At 73.5% G+C, this 17,456-nt stretch carries 17 protein-coding genes and 1 pseudogene; 12 read left to right on the top strand and 6 right to left on the bottom strand.

Annotated elements, in window-relative coordinates; genetic code table 11:
* Nucleotides 1-27: 27 nt before the first annotated feature.
* From A6R01_RS14900 to A6R01_RS14895, 3 genes and pseudogenes are all read left to right on the top strand, one after another.
* On the top strand, nucleotides 28-1,353 hold the full coding sequence (locus tag A6R01_RS14900; RefSeq protein ID WP_292607405.1) for a hypothetical protein: 1,326 nt from the start codon (nucleotides 28-30) through the stop codon (nucleotides 1,351-1,353).
* Nucleotides 1,272-1,883: pseudogene (locus A6R01_RS18350) on the top strand (glycosyltransferase); the annotation flags it as partial. The gene A6R01_RS14900 and the pseudogene A6R01_RS18350, both read left to right, overlap by 82 nt.
* A 191-nt stretch (nucleotides 1,884-2,074) precedes the next feature.
* Nucleotides 2,075-2,377 carry a hypothetical protein gene (locus A6R01_RS14895; protein WP_292607402.1) on the top strand — a complete coding sequence of 101 codons (303 nt, stop codon included), beginning with the start codon at nucleotides 2,075-2,077 and terminating at the stop codon, nucleotides 2,375-2,377.
* On the opposite strand, the gene A6R01_RS14890 is transcribed toward A6R01_RS14895, so the two are convergent.
* A complete protein-coding gene (locus tag A6R01_RS14890; RefSeq protein ID WP_292607400.1) occupies nucleotides 2,334-3,755 on the bottom strand; it encodes a sugar transferase in 1,422 nt (473 codons plus the stop codon). The genes A6R01_RS14895 and A6R01_RS14890 overlap by 44 nt on opposite strands.
* A 127-nt stretch (nucleotides 3,756-3,882) precedes the next feature.
* Here A6R01_RS14890 and A6R01_RS14885 point away from each other — a divergent pair, with 127 nt between their 5' ends.
* The 6 genes from A6R01_RS14885 to hemW all read left to right on the top strand — a co-directional run bounded on the left by A6R01_RS14885 (nucleotide 3,883) and on the right by hemW (nucleotide 10,923).
* Nucleotides 3,883-4,737: an aminoglycoside phosphotransferase family protein gene (locus A6R01_RS14885; protein WP_292607397.1), complete on the top strand. Its 855-nt coding sequence runs from the start codon at nucleotides 3,883-3,885 to the stop codon at nucleotides 4,735-4,737.
* Nucleotides 4,734-6,092 carry an MFS transporter gene (locus tag A6R01_RS14880; RefSeq protein WP_292607395.1) on the top strand — a complete coding sequence of 453 codons (1,359 nt, stop codon included), beginning with the start codon at nucleotides 4,734-4,736 and terminating at the stop codon, nucleotides 6,090-6,092. The genes A6R01_RS14885 and A6R01_RS14880 overlap by 4 nt, the downstream gene beginning before the upstream one ends.
* Before the next feature lie 55 nt (nucleotides 6,093-6,147).
* Nucleotides 6,148-6,792 (top strand): MOSC domain-containing protein, encoded by a 645-nt coding sequence (locus A6R01_RS14875; protein ID WP_292607393.1) that lies wholly within the window; start codon nucleotides 6,148-6,150, stop codon nucleotides 6,790-6,792.
* Between the two features lie 132 nt (nucleotides 6,793-6,924).
* Nucleotides 6,925-8,745: a long-chain fatty acid--CoA ligase gene (locus tag A6R01_RS14870; RefSeq protein WP_292607391.1), complete on the top strand. Its 1,821-nt coding sequence runs from the start codon at nucleotides 6,925-6,927 to the stop codon at nucleotides 8,743-8,745.
* A gap of 80 nt (nucleotides 8,746-8,825) precedes the next feature.
* Entirely contained in the window at nucleotides 8,826-9,806 is a 981-nt protein-coding gene (locus A6R01_RS14865) for an intradiol ring-cleavage dioxygenase (protein WP_292607388.1), read from the top strand.
* Nucleotides 9,807-9,963: 157 nt separating this feature from the next.
* Nucleotides 9,964-10,923 carry a radical SAM family heme chaperone HemW gene (gene hemW, locus A6R01_RS14860; RefSeq protein WP_366925114.1) on the top strand — a complete coding sequence of 320 codons (960 nt, stop codon included), beginning with the start codon at nucleotides 9,964-9,966 and terminating at the stop codon, nucleotides 10,921-10,923.
* Nucleotides 10,924-10,929: 6 nt separating this feature from the next.
* On the opposite strand, the gene A6R01_RS14855 is transcribed toward hemW, so the two are convergent.
* The 5 genes from A6R01_RS14855 to A6R01_RS14835 form a co-directional block, all read right to left on the bottom strand.
* Nucleotides 10,930-11,343 (bottom strand): DUF4870 domain-containing protein, encoded by a 414-nt coding sequence (locus tag A6R01_RS14855; protein WP_292607385.1) that lies wholly within the window; start codon nucleotides 11,341-11,343, stop codon nucleotides 10,930-10,932.
* Nucleotides 11,340-12,194, bottom strand: a complete 855-nt coding sequence (locus tag A6R01_RS14850; RefSeq protein ID WP_292607382.1) for a DUF3097 domain-containing protein — start codon at nucleotides 12,192-12,194, stop codon at nucleotides 11,340-11,342. Before A6R01_RS14850 ends, A6R01_RS14855 begins: the two co-directional genes overlap by 4 nt.
* An 85-nt stretch (nucleotides 12,195-12,279) precedes the next feature.
* A complete protein-coding gene (locus A6R01_RS14845) occupies nucleotides 12,280-12,513 on the bottom strand; it encodes a hypothetical protein (protein ID WP_292607380.1) in 234 nt (77 codons plus the stop codon).
* 58 nt (nucleotides 12,514-12,571) lie between these two features.
* On the bottom strand, nucleotides 12,572-13,429 hold the full coding sequence (locus A6R01_RS14840) for an MBL fold metallo-hydrolase (RefSeq protein WP_292607378.1): 858 nt from the start codon (nucleotides 13,427-13,429) through the stop codon (nucleotides 12,572-12,574).
* Nucleotides 13,430-13,475: 46 nt separating this feature from the next.
* Complete coding sequence (locus A6R01_RS14835) at nucleotides 13,476-14,192, bottom strand: hypothetical protein (RefSeq protein WP_292607376.1); 717 nt, start codon at nucleotides 14,190-14,192, stop codon at nucleotides 13,476-13,478.
* A 150-nt stretch (nucleotides 14,193-14,342) separates the two neighbouring features.
* Between A6R01_RS14835 and hrcA the strand changes: the two genes are divergently transcribed.
* From hrcA to A6R01_RS14820, 3 genes are all read left to right on the top strand, one after another.
* Entirely contained in the window at nucleotides 14,343-15,374 is a 1,032-nt protein-coding gene (hrcA, locus tag A6R01_RS14830; RefSeq protein WP_292607374.1) for a heat-inducible transcriptional repressor HrcA, read from the top strand.
* 85 nt (nucleotides 15,375-15,459) lie between these two features.
* A complete protein-coding gene (gene dnaJ / locus A6R01_RS14825; RefSeq protein ID WP_292607371.1) occupies nucleotides 15,460-16,635 on the top strand; it encodes a molecular chaperone DnaJ in 1,176 nt (391 codons plus the stop codon).
* A 4-nt stretch (nucleotides 16,636-16,639) separates the two neighbouring features.
* On the top strand, nucleotides 16,640-17,380 hold the full coding sequence (locus A6R01_RS14820; RefSeq protein WP_292607369.1) for a 16S rRNA (uracil(1498)-N(3))-methyltransferase: 741 nt from the start codon (nucleotides 16,640-16,642) through the stop codon (nucleotides 17,378-17,380).
* Nucleotides 17,381-17,456 lie beyond the last annotated feature (76 nt).

Raw genomic sequence — 17,456 nt, 5'->3', positions numbered from 1 at the left:
CGCTGAGTCGAATGGGGCGACACGCACATGGAAGGTCGGCACGTCGGAGCGGTGCTGTGGCGCCAGTGGCCCATCGCGTTGCTGGTGACGGTGCTCACCGGGGCCGCGGTGGCCGTGGGGGTCATGATGGCGCCCAAGACCTACACCGCGACCGCGGAGATCTCCGCACTGTCCTCGGTCCAGGGCAGCAACGACGACCAGGACTCGCTGCGCAGCACGCTGGGCGAGCTGGCCAACTCCCGCGAGGTGGTGGCCGACGTGGAGGAGGAGCTCGACGGCGCCCGCAGCGGCGACGAGCTGCGCCGCTCCATCGCCGGCCGCTGGGTCGAGGGCACCGTGCTGGTCGAGATCAGCGTCGACGACCGCGACCCCGAGATGGCCGCCCGGATCGCCAACCTGACCTACGCCGCGCTCACCCGCAACGACCCCAGCCGCGGCGGCCTGCGCTACACCCTCAGCAACCCGGCCAACCCGCCGGTGACCTACAGCAGCCCCAACCTCCTCTTCGCCATCCTCGTCGGCACGATGGTCTCCCTCGTGCTCGGCGCCGCCGCCGCGCTCGCGCGTGACCGCCGCACCTTCCGCATCACCACGGCGGCCGACCTCGAGTCCGTGGTCACCGCCCCGGTCCTCGGCCACGTCCACCCGCCCCGCGAGCCCAGCCTGCTGGCGATGTACGCCGGGACGCCGGATGCCGACGTGTTCCGCCGCCTGCGCATCTCCATCGAGGCCGAGGCCAGCGACGAGCCGGCCAGCCTGGTGGTCGTGACGGGTGTCGGGGACGGCGACCTCAACGCGTGGCTGGCGGCGAACCTCGCCATCTCCACCGCGCAGGTCGGTCGCCGCACGCTGCTGGTCGACGCGCGGATGGGTGCCGGCGCGGCGCGCCAGACCGGCACCGAGCCCGGGACTCCGGGCCTGTACGAGGTCCTGCGCGGCACCCCGCTGGTCCGCGCGCTCAGCCCCGGACCCGTCCACGGTCTCGACGTCCTGCCGTCTGGGTCCTGGGGCGCGGAGTCCCACGCCCAGCTGCTGGAGACCAGCTTCGCCAGCATGGCCGAGGAGGCCCAGGAGCACTTCGACGTCGTGGTCGTGATCGCCAACCCGACCACGGTCAACGACGACGCCGTGACGATGGGGGCGCGCGGAGCGGTCGTGCTCGCCGTGCCCGAGGGCGCGCTCTCGCCCGAGCAGCTGCGCCGCACCTCCTACCGCATCGGGGCCGTGGGAGCGCGCCTGCTCGGCACCGTGCTCGTCGGTCGCGGCAAGGACTGGGGCAAGGCCCGCTCGCGCGGCCGCGCCCAGGACGCCGAGCCCGACTGGGCCGGCCTGGAGCCCGGAGGGGCGAGCTGAGCCCCCCGCCACGGCGCCCCCACGGACGACCACGGATCCTGCACGCCTCCGTCCCCACCTCCGAGGGCACCGCCGTCGCGCTGATGGGCTACGTCCGCGAGCAGGTGGCCCGCGGGTGGGGCGTCAGCGTGGTGTGCCCCTCCGACGGGTGGCTCGGGTTCGAGGCCCGGGCCGCCGGCGCGCACGTGCAGTGGTTCGACGCCACCCGTGAGCCCGGCCGCAGCACCCTGTCGGAGACCAGGCGCTTCGCCAGGATCGTCGACGACCTCGATCCCGACCTGGTGCACCTGCACAGCTCCAAGGCCGGACTCGTCGGCCGGCTCGCGGTCCGCGGTCGCCGACCCACCCTCTTCCAGCCGCACGGCTGGTCCTTCCTCGCCGGCTCCGGCCTCACCTCGAAGGCGGCGCTGCGCTGGGAACGCTTCGCCTCGCGCTGGACCGGCCAGCTGGTCTGCGTCGGTGAGGGCGAGGCCGACGTCGGCCGCCGCCACGGCGTGACCGCCCCCTTCGCCGTGGTCCCCAACGGGGTCGACCTGGAGAAGTTCACCGTCCGTGGGCCCGTCGACCGGGTCCTCACGCGTGTCGAGCTGGGCATCGACGAGGCGCCGACCGCCGTCTGCGTCGGACGCCTGAGCCCGCAGAAGGGTCAGCACCTGCTGCTGCGGGCCTGGCCCAAGGTCACCGCCCGAGTGCCGGGAGCGCGGGGATCGACGATTGGGCCGTGCTCGACGATCAGGGCAAATACTACAATCCCGACATCATCACGCCCAGCGGACGCAGCGTGGTCGCCACGCGCGTCGAGGGCATCCAGGAGTCGTTGCCGTTCGAGTGCGGCGAGCTGGTCGCCCCCGGCGACGTCGACGCGCTGGCCCGGGCCGTCGCGCTGCGGCTCTCCCGTCCGGCGCTGGCCGACCTGGAGGGGCGGCGTGGCCACGTCCACGTGCAGAAGCACCGGGACGCGGCCACGGCCGCCCGGACCGTCAGTCAGCTGTCGCTGAGCCTGCTGGCTGCGCAGCGGCGGTGAGCATGCTGATGACCTCGGGCCGCTTGCGCGCCGGGTCGTGGCGGAACGTGCCGAGCGTGCGCACCAGGATCTTGGCGTCGGTCCACAGCGACCAGTTCTCGATGTAGTAGTTGTCGGCGCGCACGCGGTCCTCGATGGAGGTGTCGCCGCGCAGCTTGTTGACCTGCGCCCAGCCGGTGAGCCCGGTGGCGACCCGGTGCCGGTCGCGGTACTCCTCGAGGGTCTCGGAGAACTGCTGCACGAAGAACGGCCGCTCGGGTCGCGGGCCCACCAGCGACATGTCGCCGCGCAGGATGTTCCACAGCTGCGGCAGCTCGTCGATGCCGGTGCGACGCAGGAACTTCCCGACGCGGCCCAGGCGGGGGTCGTGGTCGGCGTTCCACGTCACGTTGGCCTCGGCCGTGGTCGCGGGGATGGTCCGCAGCTTCAGCAGCTCGAAGGTGCGGCCACCGCGGCCGACGCGCTCCTGGCGGAACAGGACGCCCGAGCGGGTCTCGAGGTGCAGCAGCCCGGCGGCGACCGCGAGCAGCGGCGAGAGCACCACCAGGGCGGCGAGCGACAGCACGACGTCGAATGCCCGCTTGGCCAGCACCTGGCCGGGCTGGGCGCGGAAGCGGTGCAGGCGCACCAGGGTGGTGTCGCGCACGACCTCGAGGCTGCGCGCCCGATCGTGGCCGAGCAGCTGGAAGTAGCGCGGGACCACGAAGACCTGGCGCTGGTTGAGCTGGCACCACCGCACCAGGGACAGGGTCCGCTGGTCCTCGGCGGCGCCGAAGGCGAAGATCACGTCGTCGACCGACAGGTCGCGCAGCACGGCCGGCAGTCGGTGTGTGGGGCCCAGCAGGGGAGCGCTCAGCGTGCGCGGGTCGACGTCGTCGTCGACGAACCCGAGCGGCCGCAGCCCCAGGGTGGGGTCGGCGCGCAGGGCGGACACGAGCTCCCGGCCGACCTTGTCGGTGCCGACCACCACGACCCGGTGCGCCAGGACGCCGGTGCGACGCAGGTGGCGGACCATGGCGTAGGCGAGGCCGCGGGAGACGATCAGGGCCCCCAGCATGGCCAGCGCGGTGACGGCGGCGCCGATGATCGACTCGCCCACCGTCCTGGCCCCCGAGACGTCGAAGGCCATCAGCAGGACGCCGCCGGTGAGGGCGACGAAGCCCAGTGCCGGCAGGTCCTCGAGCACCGAGAGGACGAGGCGGGAGCGGTTGAGGTGCAACGCTCCGGCGACGATCAGGGCGCCGAGGACGGCCCCGGCGGTGGCCAGCGCTGGGAGGTGCCCGCCGACGAGCACGGCGAGCACGAGGGCGACCAGGTCGGTCGCGACGAGTGCGGGTGTGATGGTGATGGTCCGGCGCTGCGCGCGCGCTGTGGTCATGCGTGTGCCCCCATGGTGTTGCGTCCCCTGTCATCGGTGTCGGAGGATCGCCCCGACGGTGGCGATGCTTCCCTCGGGCGTGGGACCTCAATCGCCTGGGAGGGTGAAGTCCTCGTAGGCTCCGCCGGTGACCAGCGCCCTGCCCCCGGAGACCGCGCGATCGCTCGCAGCGGTGTCCCGGTCGCTGGTGGGTGAGTGGGGTCTCACGCCGGATCCCGTCGAGGACTGGGGCCGGTCCTCCCACGTCGTGCCCGTGCGGACCGCGGACGGTGTCCCCGCCGTGCTGAAGGTCGCGGCGGCGGACCCCGGGACCGAGCACGAGGCGCTCGCGCTGCAGCACTGGGGCGGTCGCGGCGCCGTCCGCCCGCTGCGGGCCGACCCTCGTCGCCGCGCCGTGCTGCTCGAGCGGCTCGAGAGGCGCGACCTGACGCAGGAGTGGGACGTGCACGCCTGCGAGGCCGTCGCCGACCTCTACCGGCTGCTGCACGTCCCCGCCCCGCCGCAGCTGCGGCCGCTGACCGAGCACGTCGGTCGTCACGCCGAACCGCTCGCTGCACTGCCCCGCGACGCGCCGCTGCCCCGTCGCATGGTGGAGCAGTGCCTGGCCCACCTGCGCGACCTCGGCGCCGACGCCGCCAGCACCGGGACGCTGGTGCACGGGGACCTCCACGACGAGAACGTCCTGGCCGACGTCACCGGCGAGTGGGTCGCGATCGCTCCGCGGGCGCTGAGCGGCGACCCGCACTGGGAGCCGGCGCCGTTGCTGTGGAACAGGCTGGAGGAGGCCGAGGGCGACGTGCGCCGGACGGTGCGGGTGCGGTTCGAGACCGTCGTCGACGCGGCCGGCCTGGACGAGGACCGGGCCCGGGCCTGGGCGGTGGTGCGGCTGGTGCTCAACGCTTTCTGGTCGGTGCGCTCGGACCGGCCGGACCCGGCGTACGTCACCCGGATGCTCACGGTGCTCAAGGCGGTGCAGTCGTGACGACGGACCGGACGCAGGCGACGTCCACGCGCAGCCTGCTCGCGGGCGGCTACCGAGGGGCCACCATCGGCTCCTTCGCGCTCGTCTTCCTCGCGGCCTTCGAGGCGCTGGCCGTCGCCACCGTGATGCCGACGGTCAGTCGCGAGCTCGACGGCCGGGCGTGGTTCGCGGCGGCCTTCTCGGCCGCGCTCGCGGCCAGCCTCGTCGGCATGGTCGTGGTCGGGCTCTGGGCGGACCGTCGCGGGGCGGTGCGACCCCTGCTGGCGGCGGTGGCGCTGTTCGGGCTCGGCCTGCTCGCCGCCGGGCTGGCCCCGACGATGCCGGTGCTCGTCGCGGGACGCGTGCTGCAGGGCCTGGGCGGCGGCGGCCTCACGGTCGCGCTCTACGTCCTCGTCGCGCAGGTGTACGACGACGTCGACCGCCCGCGGATCCTCGGTGCGTTCGCGGCCGCCTGGGTGCTCCCGGGCATCGTCGGGCCCTTCGCCGCCGGACTGGTCGCCGACACCGTCGGCTGGCGCTGGGTGTTCCTGGGGGTCCTCGTCCTCACCGGCCTCGCCCTGGCGCTGCTCGTGCCGTCGCTGGCCGAGGTCGAGCCACCGGCACCGAGCCCACCGGTCCCCGGCGGGCTGCGCCGGGTCGCCCTGGCCGCGGCCGTGTCCGCGGGCCTGCTGACGCTCAACGCCGTGGCCGGCCTGCCCCGCGTGGTGGCCTGGCCGCTGAGCGTGTTGGCGCTGGGGGTCGCCCTGGCGTCGCTGCGTCCCCTGCTGCCTGCGGGCACGCTGCGCGGTGCGCGCGGGCTGCCCGCCGTCGTCGCGCTGCGGGGCGCGGTCGGCGCGACGTTCTTCGCCACCGAGGCCTACCTGCCCTACCTCCTCCAGGAGCAGTACGACGCCGGGCTGGCGACCAGCGGCCTGGTCCTGACCGCGGCGACCCTGGGGTGGGCGGGCGCCTCCCAGGTCCAGGCGCGCCTCGGCGCGCGGCTCAGCGACGAGGGCGCGCTGCGCACGGGTGCGCTGGGGCTGGCCGCCGGGGTGGTGCTGATCCTCGTCGTGGCCGCCCTCGACCTCCCGGGGGCGCTCGTGGTGGTCGGATGGCTGGTGGCCGCGGCCGGGATGGGGTTGATGTACCCCCGCATCACCCGCGCGGTGCTGGCCCGCAGCGACGAGCGGGAGCGGGGGACGTCCTCGGCGGCGGTGACCCTGGCCGACGCGGTCGGCGCGGCGGCCGCGGTCGCGCTGGCGGGGCTCCTCTTCACGACCGTCGGCACAGCCGTGGACCGGGAGGCGTTCGTGGCCGTCCTGCTCCTCACCTCGGTGCTCGGCGCCGGTGCCGTGGCGGTGTCGCGCCGGGTCTGAGGGTCAGCGCGCTGCCCTGTCGGAGGAGAGGGGTGACGTGGGGGAGGATGTGCCGGTGGCACACCTCCTCTCCGTCAACGTCGGTCGGCCCCGCGAGGCCGACTGGGCCGGCATCGGACGCACCTCGATCGACAAGACCGCGCTGACCGGGGCGGTGCACGTGGGTCGTCTGGGCCTGGACGGCGACGAGGTCTCCGACACCCGCCACCACGGTGGGCCGGACCAGGCGGTCTACGCCTTCGCCCGCGAGGACCTCGACCACTGGGAGGGCGAGCTCGGCCAGCCGATCCCCGACGGGCAGTTCGGGGAGAACCTCACCACGGTCGGCATCGACGTCAACGAGGCGGAGATCGGCGAGCGCTGGCAGGTCGGCGAGGTCCTGCTCGAGGTGCGCTCGGTCCGCACCCCCTGCAACGACTTCAAGGTGTGGATGGGCCGCACCGGCTACGACAGCACCGCCTGGGTACGCCGCTTCGCGCAGGTCGCCCGCCCGGGGCCGTACCTCCGGGTGCTCGGGGAGGGCGTGCTGCGCGCCGGCGACGACCTGACCGTCGTGCACCGGCCCGGTCACGGGGTCACGGTCAGCACCATGTTCCGTGCGCTGAACACCGACCACTCGCTGCTGCCGCGGCTGCTGGACGTCCCGGACCTGCTGCCGAAGGCCCGGGAGAAGGCCGAGACCTACCTCGCCGCTCGCTGACCGGTCCGGCGATCGGCGCATCTTGGTGCACGGGTTGCTACGCGCGAGTAGGCAAAGTGACATAGGTTACGAACCACACCCGGCGCCGGAGGGGGCGCCGGGAGTCCCGCCGCACTCTCGTACAGGAGCGACATGCCCGCCAACAGAGACGCCAGCTTCGTCGACGACCTCGCCCAGAACCTCGCCGTACTCTTCCTCGACCGCGTCGAGACCTCACCGCAGGCCGAGGCCTTCCGCTTCCCCGTCGGCGAGGCCTGGGAGTCGGTCACATGGAAGCAGGCCGGCGACCGCGTCAGCCGTCTCGCCGCGGGCCTGCTCTCGCTGGGCCTGACCAGCGAGCAGCGCGTCGGCATCGCCTCCGGCACCCGCTACGAGTGGATCCTCGCCGACCTGGCCATCATGTGCGCCGCCGGTGCGACCACCACGGTCTACCCGACGACCAACGCCGAGGACACCGCCTACATCGTCGGTGACTCCGAGTGCCAGGTGGTCTTCGCCGAGGACGACGAGCAGGTCGCCAAGCTGACCGAGCAGAAGTCCCAGATCCCCACCGTGAAGAAGGTCGTCGTCTTCGACGGCGCGACCGACGGTGACTGGTTGATCAGCCTCGACGACCTCGAGAAGCTGGGCGAGGCCTACCTCGCCGAGCACCCGGGCGTGATCGAGGAGACCGCGAAGTCGATCGCTCCCGACGCGCTGGCCACCTTGATCTACACCTCCGGCACCACCGGCAAGCCCAAGGGCGTGCGGCTGCTGCACCGGGGCTGGGTCTACGAGGGTGCCGCGATCAAGTCGCAGAACATCCTGCACGAGGACGACCTGCAGTTCCTGTGGCTGCCCATGGCCCACTCCTTCGGCAAGGTGCTCCTCTCCACGCAGCTGGCGTGCGGCTTCGCGACCGCCATCGACGGCCGCGTCGAGAAGATCGTGGACAACCTGGGCGTCGTGAAGCCGACCTTCATGGGTGCCGCGCCGCGCATCTTCGAGAAGGCCCACGCGCGCATCGTGACCATGACCGCCTCCGAGGGTGGTGCCAAGGAGAAGATCTTCAAGCAGGCCTTCAAGGTCGGCATCGAGGTCGACAAGCGCAAGCGCGAGGGCAAGAGCATCCCGCTGCCGCTCAAGCTGCAGCACGGCCTGTTCGACAAGCTGGTCTTCAGCAAGGTCCGCGAGCGCTTCGGTGGCCGCGTGAAGTTCTTCATCTCCGGCTCCGCGGCCCTCAACGCCGAGATCGCGGAGTGGTTCCACGCCGCGGGCATCCTCATCCTCGAGGGCTACGGCATGACCGAGAACTGCGCCGGCGCGACGGTGAACCACCCCGACGAGTACAAGATGGGCACGGTCGGCCAGGCCTTCCCGGGCTCCGAGGTGCGCATCGGCGAGGGCGGCGAGGTCCAGCTGCGCGGCCCGCACGTCATGGCCGGCTACCACAACCTGCCCGACAAGACCGCCGAGACGCTCACCGAGGACGGCTGGCTGCGCACCGGCGACAAGGGCGAGATCGACGCCGACGGCTTCCTCACGATCACCGGCCGCATCAAGGAGCTCTTCAAGACCTCCGGCGGCAAGTACGTCGCGCCGCCGGCGATCGAGTCGAAGTTCAAGGCGCTGTGCCCCTACGCCAGCCAGTTCATGGTCTTCGGCGCCGAGCGCAACTTCGTCGTCGCGCTGATCACCCTGGACCCCGACGCCATGGCGGGCTGGGCCGAGGAGAACGGCATGGCGGGCAAGTCCTACACCGAGGTCGTGCAGTCGCAGGCGGTCAAGGACATGGTGGCCGGCTACGTCGAGCAGCTCAACGCCAAGCTCAACCGCTGGGAGACCATCAAGAAGTGGGAGATCCTCGACCACGACCTGAGCATCGAGTCCGGCGAGCTGACCCCCTCGATGAAGGTCAAGCGCGCGGTCGTCGAGGGCAACAACAAGGACCTGATCGACAGCTTCTACAGCTGATCGGGTCCCGCTGAGGGTCTGACAGGGACGCCCCGGTCCGTGCACAGCAGGTGCACAGGTCCGGGGCGTTCACTGTTCCCATGAGCCGATCCAGCGACCACGCCGCACACCCCGCACACGACGACCACCACAGGCACCACGGGCACCACGAGGGGGAGCTCGAGGACCACGACCTTGGTCTGTCCCACGACCTGCCGCGCATCGCCGAGCGTCAGGGCCTGCTGGGCCGACGCCGCCTGCTGGCGGCCTTCGGTGGGCTCGGAGCCTCGGCGGCTCTCGTCGCCTGTGGCACCGACTCCTCCTCGACGACCACGATCGAGACCGGCGGCGACACGGCCGCAGCGCCGCCGGCGGGCGGTGCTCCGGGCGGCCAGGGCGGCCCGGGCGGTGCGGGTGGTGCGGCGCCCGACACCGGGTCCTCGGTGGAGGTCGCCGAGGGGGAGATCCCCGAGGAGACGGCAGGCCCCTATCCCGGGGACGGCTCCAACGGGGTCAACGTGCTGGCCGAGAGCGGGGTCGTGCGCTCGGACATCACCTCGAGCTTCGGTGACGCCTCCGGCGTGGCCGACGGGGTGCCGGTCACAGTCCGGATGCGGGTCTACGACCTCTCGGGCGACGAGGCGACGCCGCTGGAGGGTGCGGCGATCTACCTGTGGCACTGCGACGCGGCCGGTGACTACTCCATGTACAGCGAGGCCGTCGCTGACGAGAACTACCTGCGCGGGGTCCAGGTCGCCGACGCCGACGGACGCGTGGAGTTCACCAGCATCTTCCCGGGTTGCTACTCGGGTCGCTGGCCGCACATGCACTTCGAGGTCTACGAGTCCGAGGCTGCCGCCACCAGCTACACCAACAAGCTGCGCACCTCCCAGCTCGCGTTGCCGCAGGACGTGAGCGAGGACGTCTACGCCGACGCCCGATACTCCGGCAGCGCGGCGAACCTCGCCGCGATCTCCCTGGACTCCGACAACGTCTTCTCCGACGGCTACTCCCTGCAGATGGCGTCGGTCACCGGCTCGGTCGACGACGGCTACACGGTCACCCTCAACGTGCCCGTCTGAGCCCCAGCGTGGAGGATGGGTCGGTGCCATCCTCCCTGCCCGACGGCGAGACCGCCCCCGAGGACGGCTCGCTGCCGCCGGGGGCGCTGCAGGGCGTGGGGACGCGACCCTTCGGCCTCTACGTGCACGTGCCGTTCTGGTGCTGGGGGATCGCGACGTGCGCGTCGACACCGTCTTCCTCGGCGGCGGCACCCCGACGCTGCTGCCGCCCGAGGACCTCGCGAGCGTGCTGGCAGCCGCCCGCGACGAGCTCGGGCTCAGCCCGGACGTCGAGGTCACGACCGAGGCCAACCCGGACTCCGTGACCCCGGAGGGGCTGGCCCGGCTGCGGGAGGGCGGGTTCACCCGGATCTCCTTCGGCATGCAGTCGCAGGTCACCCACGTGCTCTCGGTGCTCGACCGCACCCACGACCCGCTGCGGGTGCCACAGGCCGTGGAGTGGGCCAGGGCCGCCGGGTTCGAGCAGGTCAGCCTCGACCTCATCTACGGCACGCCCGGCGAGTCGTTGTCGGACTGGGAGACCTCGGTCGAGGCGGCGCTGGCCTGCGGGCCCGACCACGTCTCGGCGTACTCCCTCATCGTCGAGGACGGCACCGCGCTGGCCCGCCGCGTCCGCCGCGGCGAGCTGCCGATGCCCGACGAGGACGACCTCGCCGACAAGTACGAGCTTGCCGACGAGCGGTTCCGGGCCGCCGGGCTGGAGTGGTACGAGGTCTCCAACTGGGCCGCGGGCGAGGCCAGCCGCTGCCGGCACAACCTGCTCTACTGGACCGGCGCGGACTGGTGGGGCGTCGGCCCGGGGGCGCACAGCCACGTGGGCGGGGTGCGCTGGTGGAACGTCAAGCACCCCGCGGCGTACGCCGAGCGGCTGGCCGCGGGCCGCAGCCCGGCGCTCGCCCGGGAGGTGCTGTCGGCCGAGGACCGGCGCGTCGAGCGCGTCCTGCTCGAGCTGCGACTGCGCGACGGCCTGCCGGTCGACGTGCTCGGCGCCGACGGCCTGGCCGCGCTGCCGGGGCTGGTCGACCGGGGGCTGCTCCAGCAGGTGGGGGAGCGACTGGTCCTGACCGATGCGGCGCGGCTGCTCGCCGACGCGGTCGTCCGCGAGTTGCTGTCCTGAGCCGGGTCAGCTGACCAGGCGCAGGGTGAGCGGGTAGCGGTACTCCTCGCCGTTGGTCGAGCGGATCGTGCCGATGAGGGTGAAGACCACCCACGCCAGGCCCACCACGACGAGCAGCAGCAGGCCGACCAGGACCAGCACCAGCACGCCGGAGACCACGGCGTAGATCAGCATCGAGATCTGGAAGTTGAGCGACTCCACGGCCTGGCGCCGGACGTAGGCCGACTCGTTGCCCTTGAGCAGCAGCACCAGCAGGGGGCCGAGGAACGCCAGGGCCACGAAGGCGGCCACGAAGGCCGACCAGTGCGCGGCCGATCCCCAGGTGCGCTCCTCCGACGGGGACATCGGCGGCTTGCCCCACCCACCGGGCCCGGGCGGTCCCGGCATCGGTCCGGGGCCCTGCGGCGGCACCTGGCTCATCGGTCCCCCTGGTCTGCGGTGACGAAGTCGATCAGCTCCTCGACCCTACCCAGCAGGGCGGGCTCGAGGTCGGCGAAGGAACCCACCCGGCCCAGCACCTGCTTCCAGGCCCGGGCGATGTCGGCCTGGTCGCGGTGCGGCCAGCCGAGGTGCTGGCACACGCCCTTCTTCCACTCGATGCTGCGCGGGATCGACGGCCAGGCCTCCAGGCCCAGCCGGTCGGGCTTGACCGCCTGCCAGACGTCCACGAAGGGGTGTCCCACGATCAGGACGTGCTTCCCGACGGGGGAGCGGGCGATGCCTTGGGCGATCCGGCTCTCCTTCGACCCCGCGACCAGGTGGTCGACGAGGACGCCGACGCGCCGGCCCGGTCCGGGGCGGAAGTCGCGCAGGTGGTCGGCCAGGTCGTCGACTCCGCCGAGGTACTCCACGGCCACGCCCTCCACCCGGAGGTCGTCCCCCCAGACCTTCTCCACCAGCTCGGCGTCGTGGCGACCCTCGACGAAGATCCGGCTGGCCCGCGCCACGCGGGCCCTCGTCTCCACCGCCACGGACCCCGAGGCCGTCCGTGTCGGCTTCGCGGGGCCCTTCTGCGTGACGGGGGCGGTGAGGATCACCGGCTTGCCGTCGAGCAGGAAGCCCGGGCCGAGGGGGAACGTCCGGCGACGGCCGCGCCGGTCCTCGAGGGTGAGGACGTCCAGGTCCCGGTCGACGGCGACGATCTCGCCGCAGAAGTCAGCGGTGACCTCCTCGACGACCTCGCCGAGGGTGGCCGGGGCCTCCGTGGCCCGCCCGCGCCTGGGGGCGCGCCAGTCGGTCGAGAGGACGTCGGTTCCGTAGCGGTCGTTCACCGGTCCAGGCTAGGAACGCGGTCCCGCCGCCCGTGGCAGGCGCGCCGCCGGGCGGACCGACCTGGACCCGATCAGCTGGACCCGCTCAGTCCGTCTCCTCCGCGGGACCGCTCCGCTTCTCGCGGTCGTCCCCTGCGTGTGCGGGGGCCTCCGGGTCCAAGGGCTCCTCGGCCGGCTTGCCTGCCTCGAGCAACCCCTCGCCCTCGCCGTCCGGGAGGCCCTCGGCCAGCGGGTTGTCCTCGCCGGCCACCAGGTCCGGCGGCAGCTGCTCGTCGGGGATGCCGGCGGTGTTCTCGTTCTCGTGCTCGTGCGCGGACATGTCCCGACGCTAGGTCGGCGCCCGGTGCCCGGCCTCACCCCCGCGAGGGGGTGTGGGGCTACAGCAGGGGCAGCCGCTTCTGGCTGGCCGGGAGGTGCTCGTAGCCGCGCGCGACCGCGTGCACCAGGGCGCCGCGATCGAGCGGCCAGTCGCCGACCTCCAGCGCCTGCTCGACCCGGACGCCACGACCGGCGAGGTCGCGGATGGTCTCCGCGACCACGCCGATGTCGGCCCGCTGGTCCATGACGAAGGCCCGGTCGACGGGCGCGCCGTGCCCGGGCACCACGACGGTGCGGTCGGTGCACAGCTGCAGGCACACGTCGAGCGCCAGCGGCCACTCCATCGGGAAGGAGTCGGGCCCGTACGCCGGCGGCCCGGACTCCTCGACCAGGTCCCCGGCCACGAGCACGTCGGCGTCGGCCACGCGGACCACGAGGTCGCCGGAGGTGTGCGCCCGGCCGGGGTGCACCAGCTCCAGGACCCGGTCGCCGAGGTCGACCACGGCGGCGGAGGAGAAGGTCCGGTCCGGCAGGACCACCGGGCTGGCGTCGACCTCGCCGGGCACCGGCTCCTCGCCATCGTACGCCGGGCGGTCGGCGGCCCACCGTCGCAGCTCGTCCACGCAGGACTCGTGGGCGTGGACGGGCAGCGCCTCCCCGAAGGCCTCGCGGAACGCCGCGGTGCCGAGCACGTGGTCGTGGTGGGCGTGCGTCGCGACGACGCCGATCACGTCCCCGGCGCCGAGCGACCGCGCGGACTCGACGAGCTCACGGCCGACGCGGGTGGAGACGTGCGTGTCGACGACGACCAGCCCCCGCTCCCCGCCGACGACGGTCGTGCTGACGTCGAACCAGGGGTGCCGGGCCACCCAGACGCGGTCGGCGACCTCGGTGAGGGTGGCGGGGGAGGTGCTCATGGGTGCCCAGCCTAGGAACACCCCGCCAGGAGCGTCCCGGGCGCCCTCAGCAGATGCCCGGGTCCAGGTGCTCGCGCAGCAGCCGTCCCAGGGAGGCGGCGTCGGTGGCCGGCGGGTCGAAGACGAGCCGCTGCGCGTGCGCGCCGTCGGTGTCGACCCACCGCAGCTCCACCCCGTCCACGCCCAGGCCCGCGAGCGACGCGGCCGCCAGGCGACCCGGAGGGCAGCCCGTGAGCCGGGCGACGACGCGGCGCAGCTCCTCGCCGTGGCACGCGGTGGCGTGCTCGGCGGCCCGCTGGAGGTAGCCCCGGTTGAGTGCGTGCTCGGTGCCCAGGAAGTCCTCCACCGGCACGGGCACGGTGCGGCCCTGGACCCGCAGCGTGACCGCGGCCGGCTCGAGCACCACCAGGCGATGCTCCTCGGGACAGCGGCCACAGCCCTCGGAGCCGCCGAGCACCAGTCGCCCGGAGACCTCGAGCACGTCCAGGGCGCCGTCCTCGTCGCTCGTCGACCCGCGCACGCCGCTGGTGACGCGCAGCCGGACCACGTCGCGCCGCGCCGCGTGCGTGAGCAGCGGCGAGGTCGGGGTGCACAGCAGGGTGGGCCGGCCCCCGTCGTCGGTCAGTGACACGACCTCCGCGTCGAGCAGCGGGGCGTCGTCGTGGCCGCGCAGGTCGGCACCGGACGGGCAGGCCAGCGCCGAGCGCGCCCGGGCGGCCATGGGCGAGGGGTCGCGCTGGGCGCGGGGGCGGAGCAGGGGCATGAGGACCTCCGGTCGAAGTGAGGCAAGCCTAACCTCACTCACGACGGGTGCCAAGGGTCGGCTCGCGGGGCTTGTAGAGTTGGCACTCACTGAGATCGAGTGCCAGGTTCGAGCCCGAGCTCGAACGACCAGGGGATCCGGAGGTGGGGCGTGCAGGAGGACCGTCGACTCGCCGTGCTCCGCGCGATCGTGGAGGACTACGTCTCGACCGAGGAGCCGGTCGGCTCCAAGGCGCTCGTGGAGCGGCACGGGCTGGGCGTGTCCCCGGCCACCGTGCGCAACGACATGGCGGTGCTGGAGGAGGAGGGCTACATCACCCAGCCCCACACCAGCGCCGGGCGGGTGCCCACCGACAAGGGCTACCGGATGTTCGTCGACCGCCTCACCACGGTCAAGCCGCTCTCCTCGGCCGAGAAGCGCGCCATCTCCAGCTTCCTCGACGGCGCGGTCGACCTCGACGACGTGGTCCAGCGCTCGGTGCGGCTGCTCTCGCAGCTGACCCGCCAGGTCGCCGTCGTGCAGTACCCCACGCTCTCCTCCTCGACCGTCCGGCACGTCGAGCTCGTGGCGCTCACCCCCGAGCGGCTGCTCGTGGTGCTGATCCTCAGCACCGGGCGCGTCGAGCAGCGCCTCGTGGAGCTCTCCTCCCCGCTGGCCGACGACGACCTCGCCACGTTGCGCAGCCGGCTGCTGCTGGTCGCCACCGGCCAGCGGATCGCCGACGCCGTGGCGGGGCTGCGCGCCCTGGTGCCCGCCGACGACGCCGCGGCCCAGCCCGGCGCGGAGGCCACCGGGGCCGTGGTCGAGGCGCTCTGCGAGGCGATGAGCGACCACCGCTCCGACCACCGGGTGGCGGTCGGGGGCGCGGCGAACCTCGCCCGCTACGGCGACAGCTTCGACTCCGCCGTACGCCCCCTGCTCGAGGCGCTGGAGGAGCACGTCGTGCTGCTCAAGCTCCTCGGGGAGGCCGGGTCCAGCGGCATGGTGACCGTCCGGATCGGCGCCGAGGGCCCCTACGAGGAGCTCGCCTCGACCAGCGTGGTGTCGACGGGCTACGGCCCCGAGGACCAGTCGCTGGCCACCCTGGGCATCGTGGGCCCGACCCGCATGGACTACCCCGGGACGATGGCTGCGGTACGCGCCGTCGCCCGCTACGTGACCCGGATCCTCGACGAGGCCTGAGCCGCCCGTCCCGCACCCGCAGACCAGCCGACGACCAGCCGCAGACCAGCTGACGACCAGCACAGAAGACGAGGAAGCGACCGCAGTGAGCCAGGACCTCTACGACATCCTCGGGGTCTCCCGTGACGCCGACGACGCCGAGCTGAAGAAGGCCTACCGGCGACTCGCGCGGCAGTACCACCCCGACGTCAACCCCGACCCCGCCGCGCAGGAGAAGTTCGGCGAGGTCTCCCGCGCCTACGAGGTGCTCAGCGACCCGCAGAAGCGCGCGGCCTACGACCGCGGCGGCGACCCGTTCGGGGGCGGGGCGGGTGGTTTCGGCCAGGGTGCCGGGTTTTCCTTCACCGACATCATGGACGCCTTCTTCGGAGGCGGTGGTCAGGGCACTGGCACGGGCCGTGGTCCGCGTCCGCGCGTACGCCGCGGGCAGGACGCGCTGATCCGGCTGGAGATCGACCTGGCCGAGGCCGCCTTCGGCGTCTCGCGCGAGATCAAGGTCGACACCGCGGTCACCTGCTCGGCGTGCGCCGGCGAGGGTGCTGCTCCCGGCTCGCACGCGGTGCCCTGCGAGACCTGTCGCGGCCAGGGTGAGGTCGCCCACGTGCAGCGCTCGTTCCTCGGCGAGATCCGCACGCTGCGTCCGTGCGCCGCGTGCCGCGGCTTCGGCAGCGTGATCCCCGACCCGTGCCGCGAGTGCTCCGGCGACGGCCGGGTCCGGTCACGCCGCAGCCTGACCGTGAAGATCCCCGCGGGCGTCGACACCGGCACCCGCGTCCAGCTCGCCGAGCAGGGCGAGGTCGGCCCCGGCGGCGGTCCGGCCGGCGACCTCTACGTCGAGATCCACGTGGCGGCGCACCCGGTCTTCAAGCGCCAGGGCGACGACCTGCACTGCACCGTGACGGTCCCGATGACGGCCGCGGCGCTCGGCACCACGATCGAGATGCCCACGCTGGAGGCCGACGTCGTCGAGGGGTCCGAGCAGGTCACCGACCTCGAGACCTCCTTCGAGCTCGACATCCGGCCCGGCACCCAGTCCGGCACCGAGCAGGTGCTGCGCGGACGCGGCGTGCCCGGTCTGCGCGGCGGTCGCGGCGACCTGGTCGTCACGATCGCGGTCGAGACCCCGACGCGCCTCGACGCCCGGCAGGAGGAGCTGCTGCACGAGCTGGCGGCGATCCGCGGCGAGGAGTCTCCGGAGGGCTCGGTCAAGCCGGGCGCCAAGTCGGTCTTCGGTCGCCTCCGCGACGCGTTCAACCACTGAGCCGATGTCGCTCCCGGTCCACCTCGTGCCCTCGCTGGAGGGCGTGACCGCGGGTGCCACGGTGGTCGTCGAGGGCGACGAGGCGCACCACGCCGTCGCCGTACGACGCCTGCGGGTGGGGGAGCGGCTCGTGCTGACCGACGGGCTGGGCCGGTCGGTGCTCGGCGAGGTCGCCGCCACCGGCAAGCGCACCCTCGACGTCAGCGTGCACGAGGCCACGCGCGACCCCGAGCCCGCACCGTCGGTCACGGTCGTGCAGGCGCTTCCCAAGGGTGACCGGGGCGAGCTCGCGGTCGAGGTGCTGACCGAGGTCGGCGTCGGCCGGGTCGTGCCGTGGGCCGCGTCCCGCTCCGTGGCGGTCTGGAAGGGGGAGCGGGCCGAGAAGGGCCTGGCCAAGTGGCGTTCCACCGCCCGCGAGGCCGCCAAGCAGGCCCGGCGCACCTGGCACCCGGTGGTCGACCCGATGGCCGGCACCCCCCGGGTGGCCGAGCTCGTCGCCGCCGCCGACCTCGCCGTCGTACTGCACGAGGACGCCACCACGACGCTGGCCGGGCTCGAGGTGCCGGCCACGGGGTCGCTGCTGCTCGTGGTCGGGCCCGAGGGTGGCATCGCTCCCGAGGAGCTCGACGCGTTCACGGCCGCCGGCGCCACCTCGGTCCGGCTGGGCTCCGAGGTGCTGCGCACCTCCACCGCGGGCGTGGCTGCCGTGGCGGCCCTGCTCTCGCGGACCTCCCGCTGGGGCTGATCTCGCGGGAGCGGTGAGTGCGCAACCGAATCCGGCTGTCGATCGGTTGCCTGCTCACCGCCTACGGCGGTCGGTC

It is taken from the genome of Nocardioides sp. REDSEA-S30_B4 (genome assembly GCF_001627265.1).
Taxonomy (GTDB): domain Bacteria; phylum Actinomycetota; class Actinomycetes; order Propionibacteriales; family Nocardioidaceae; genus Nocardioides.
Note: the sequence above shows the minus strand (reverse complement) of the source record. Positions and strands in the feature narration are given on the sequence as shown.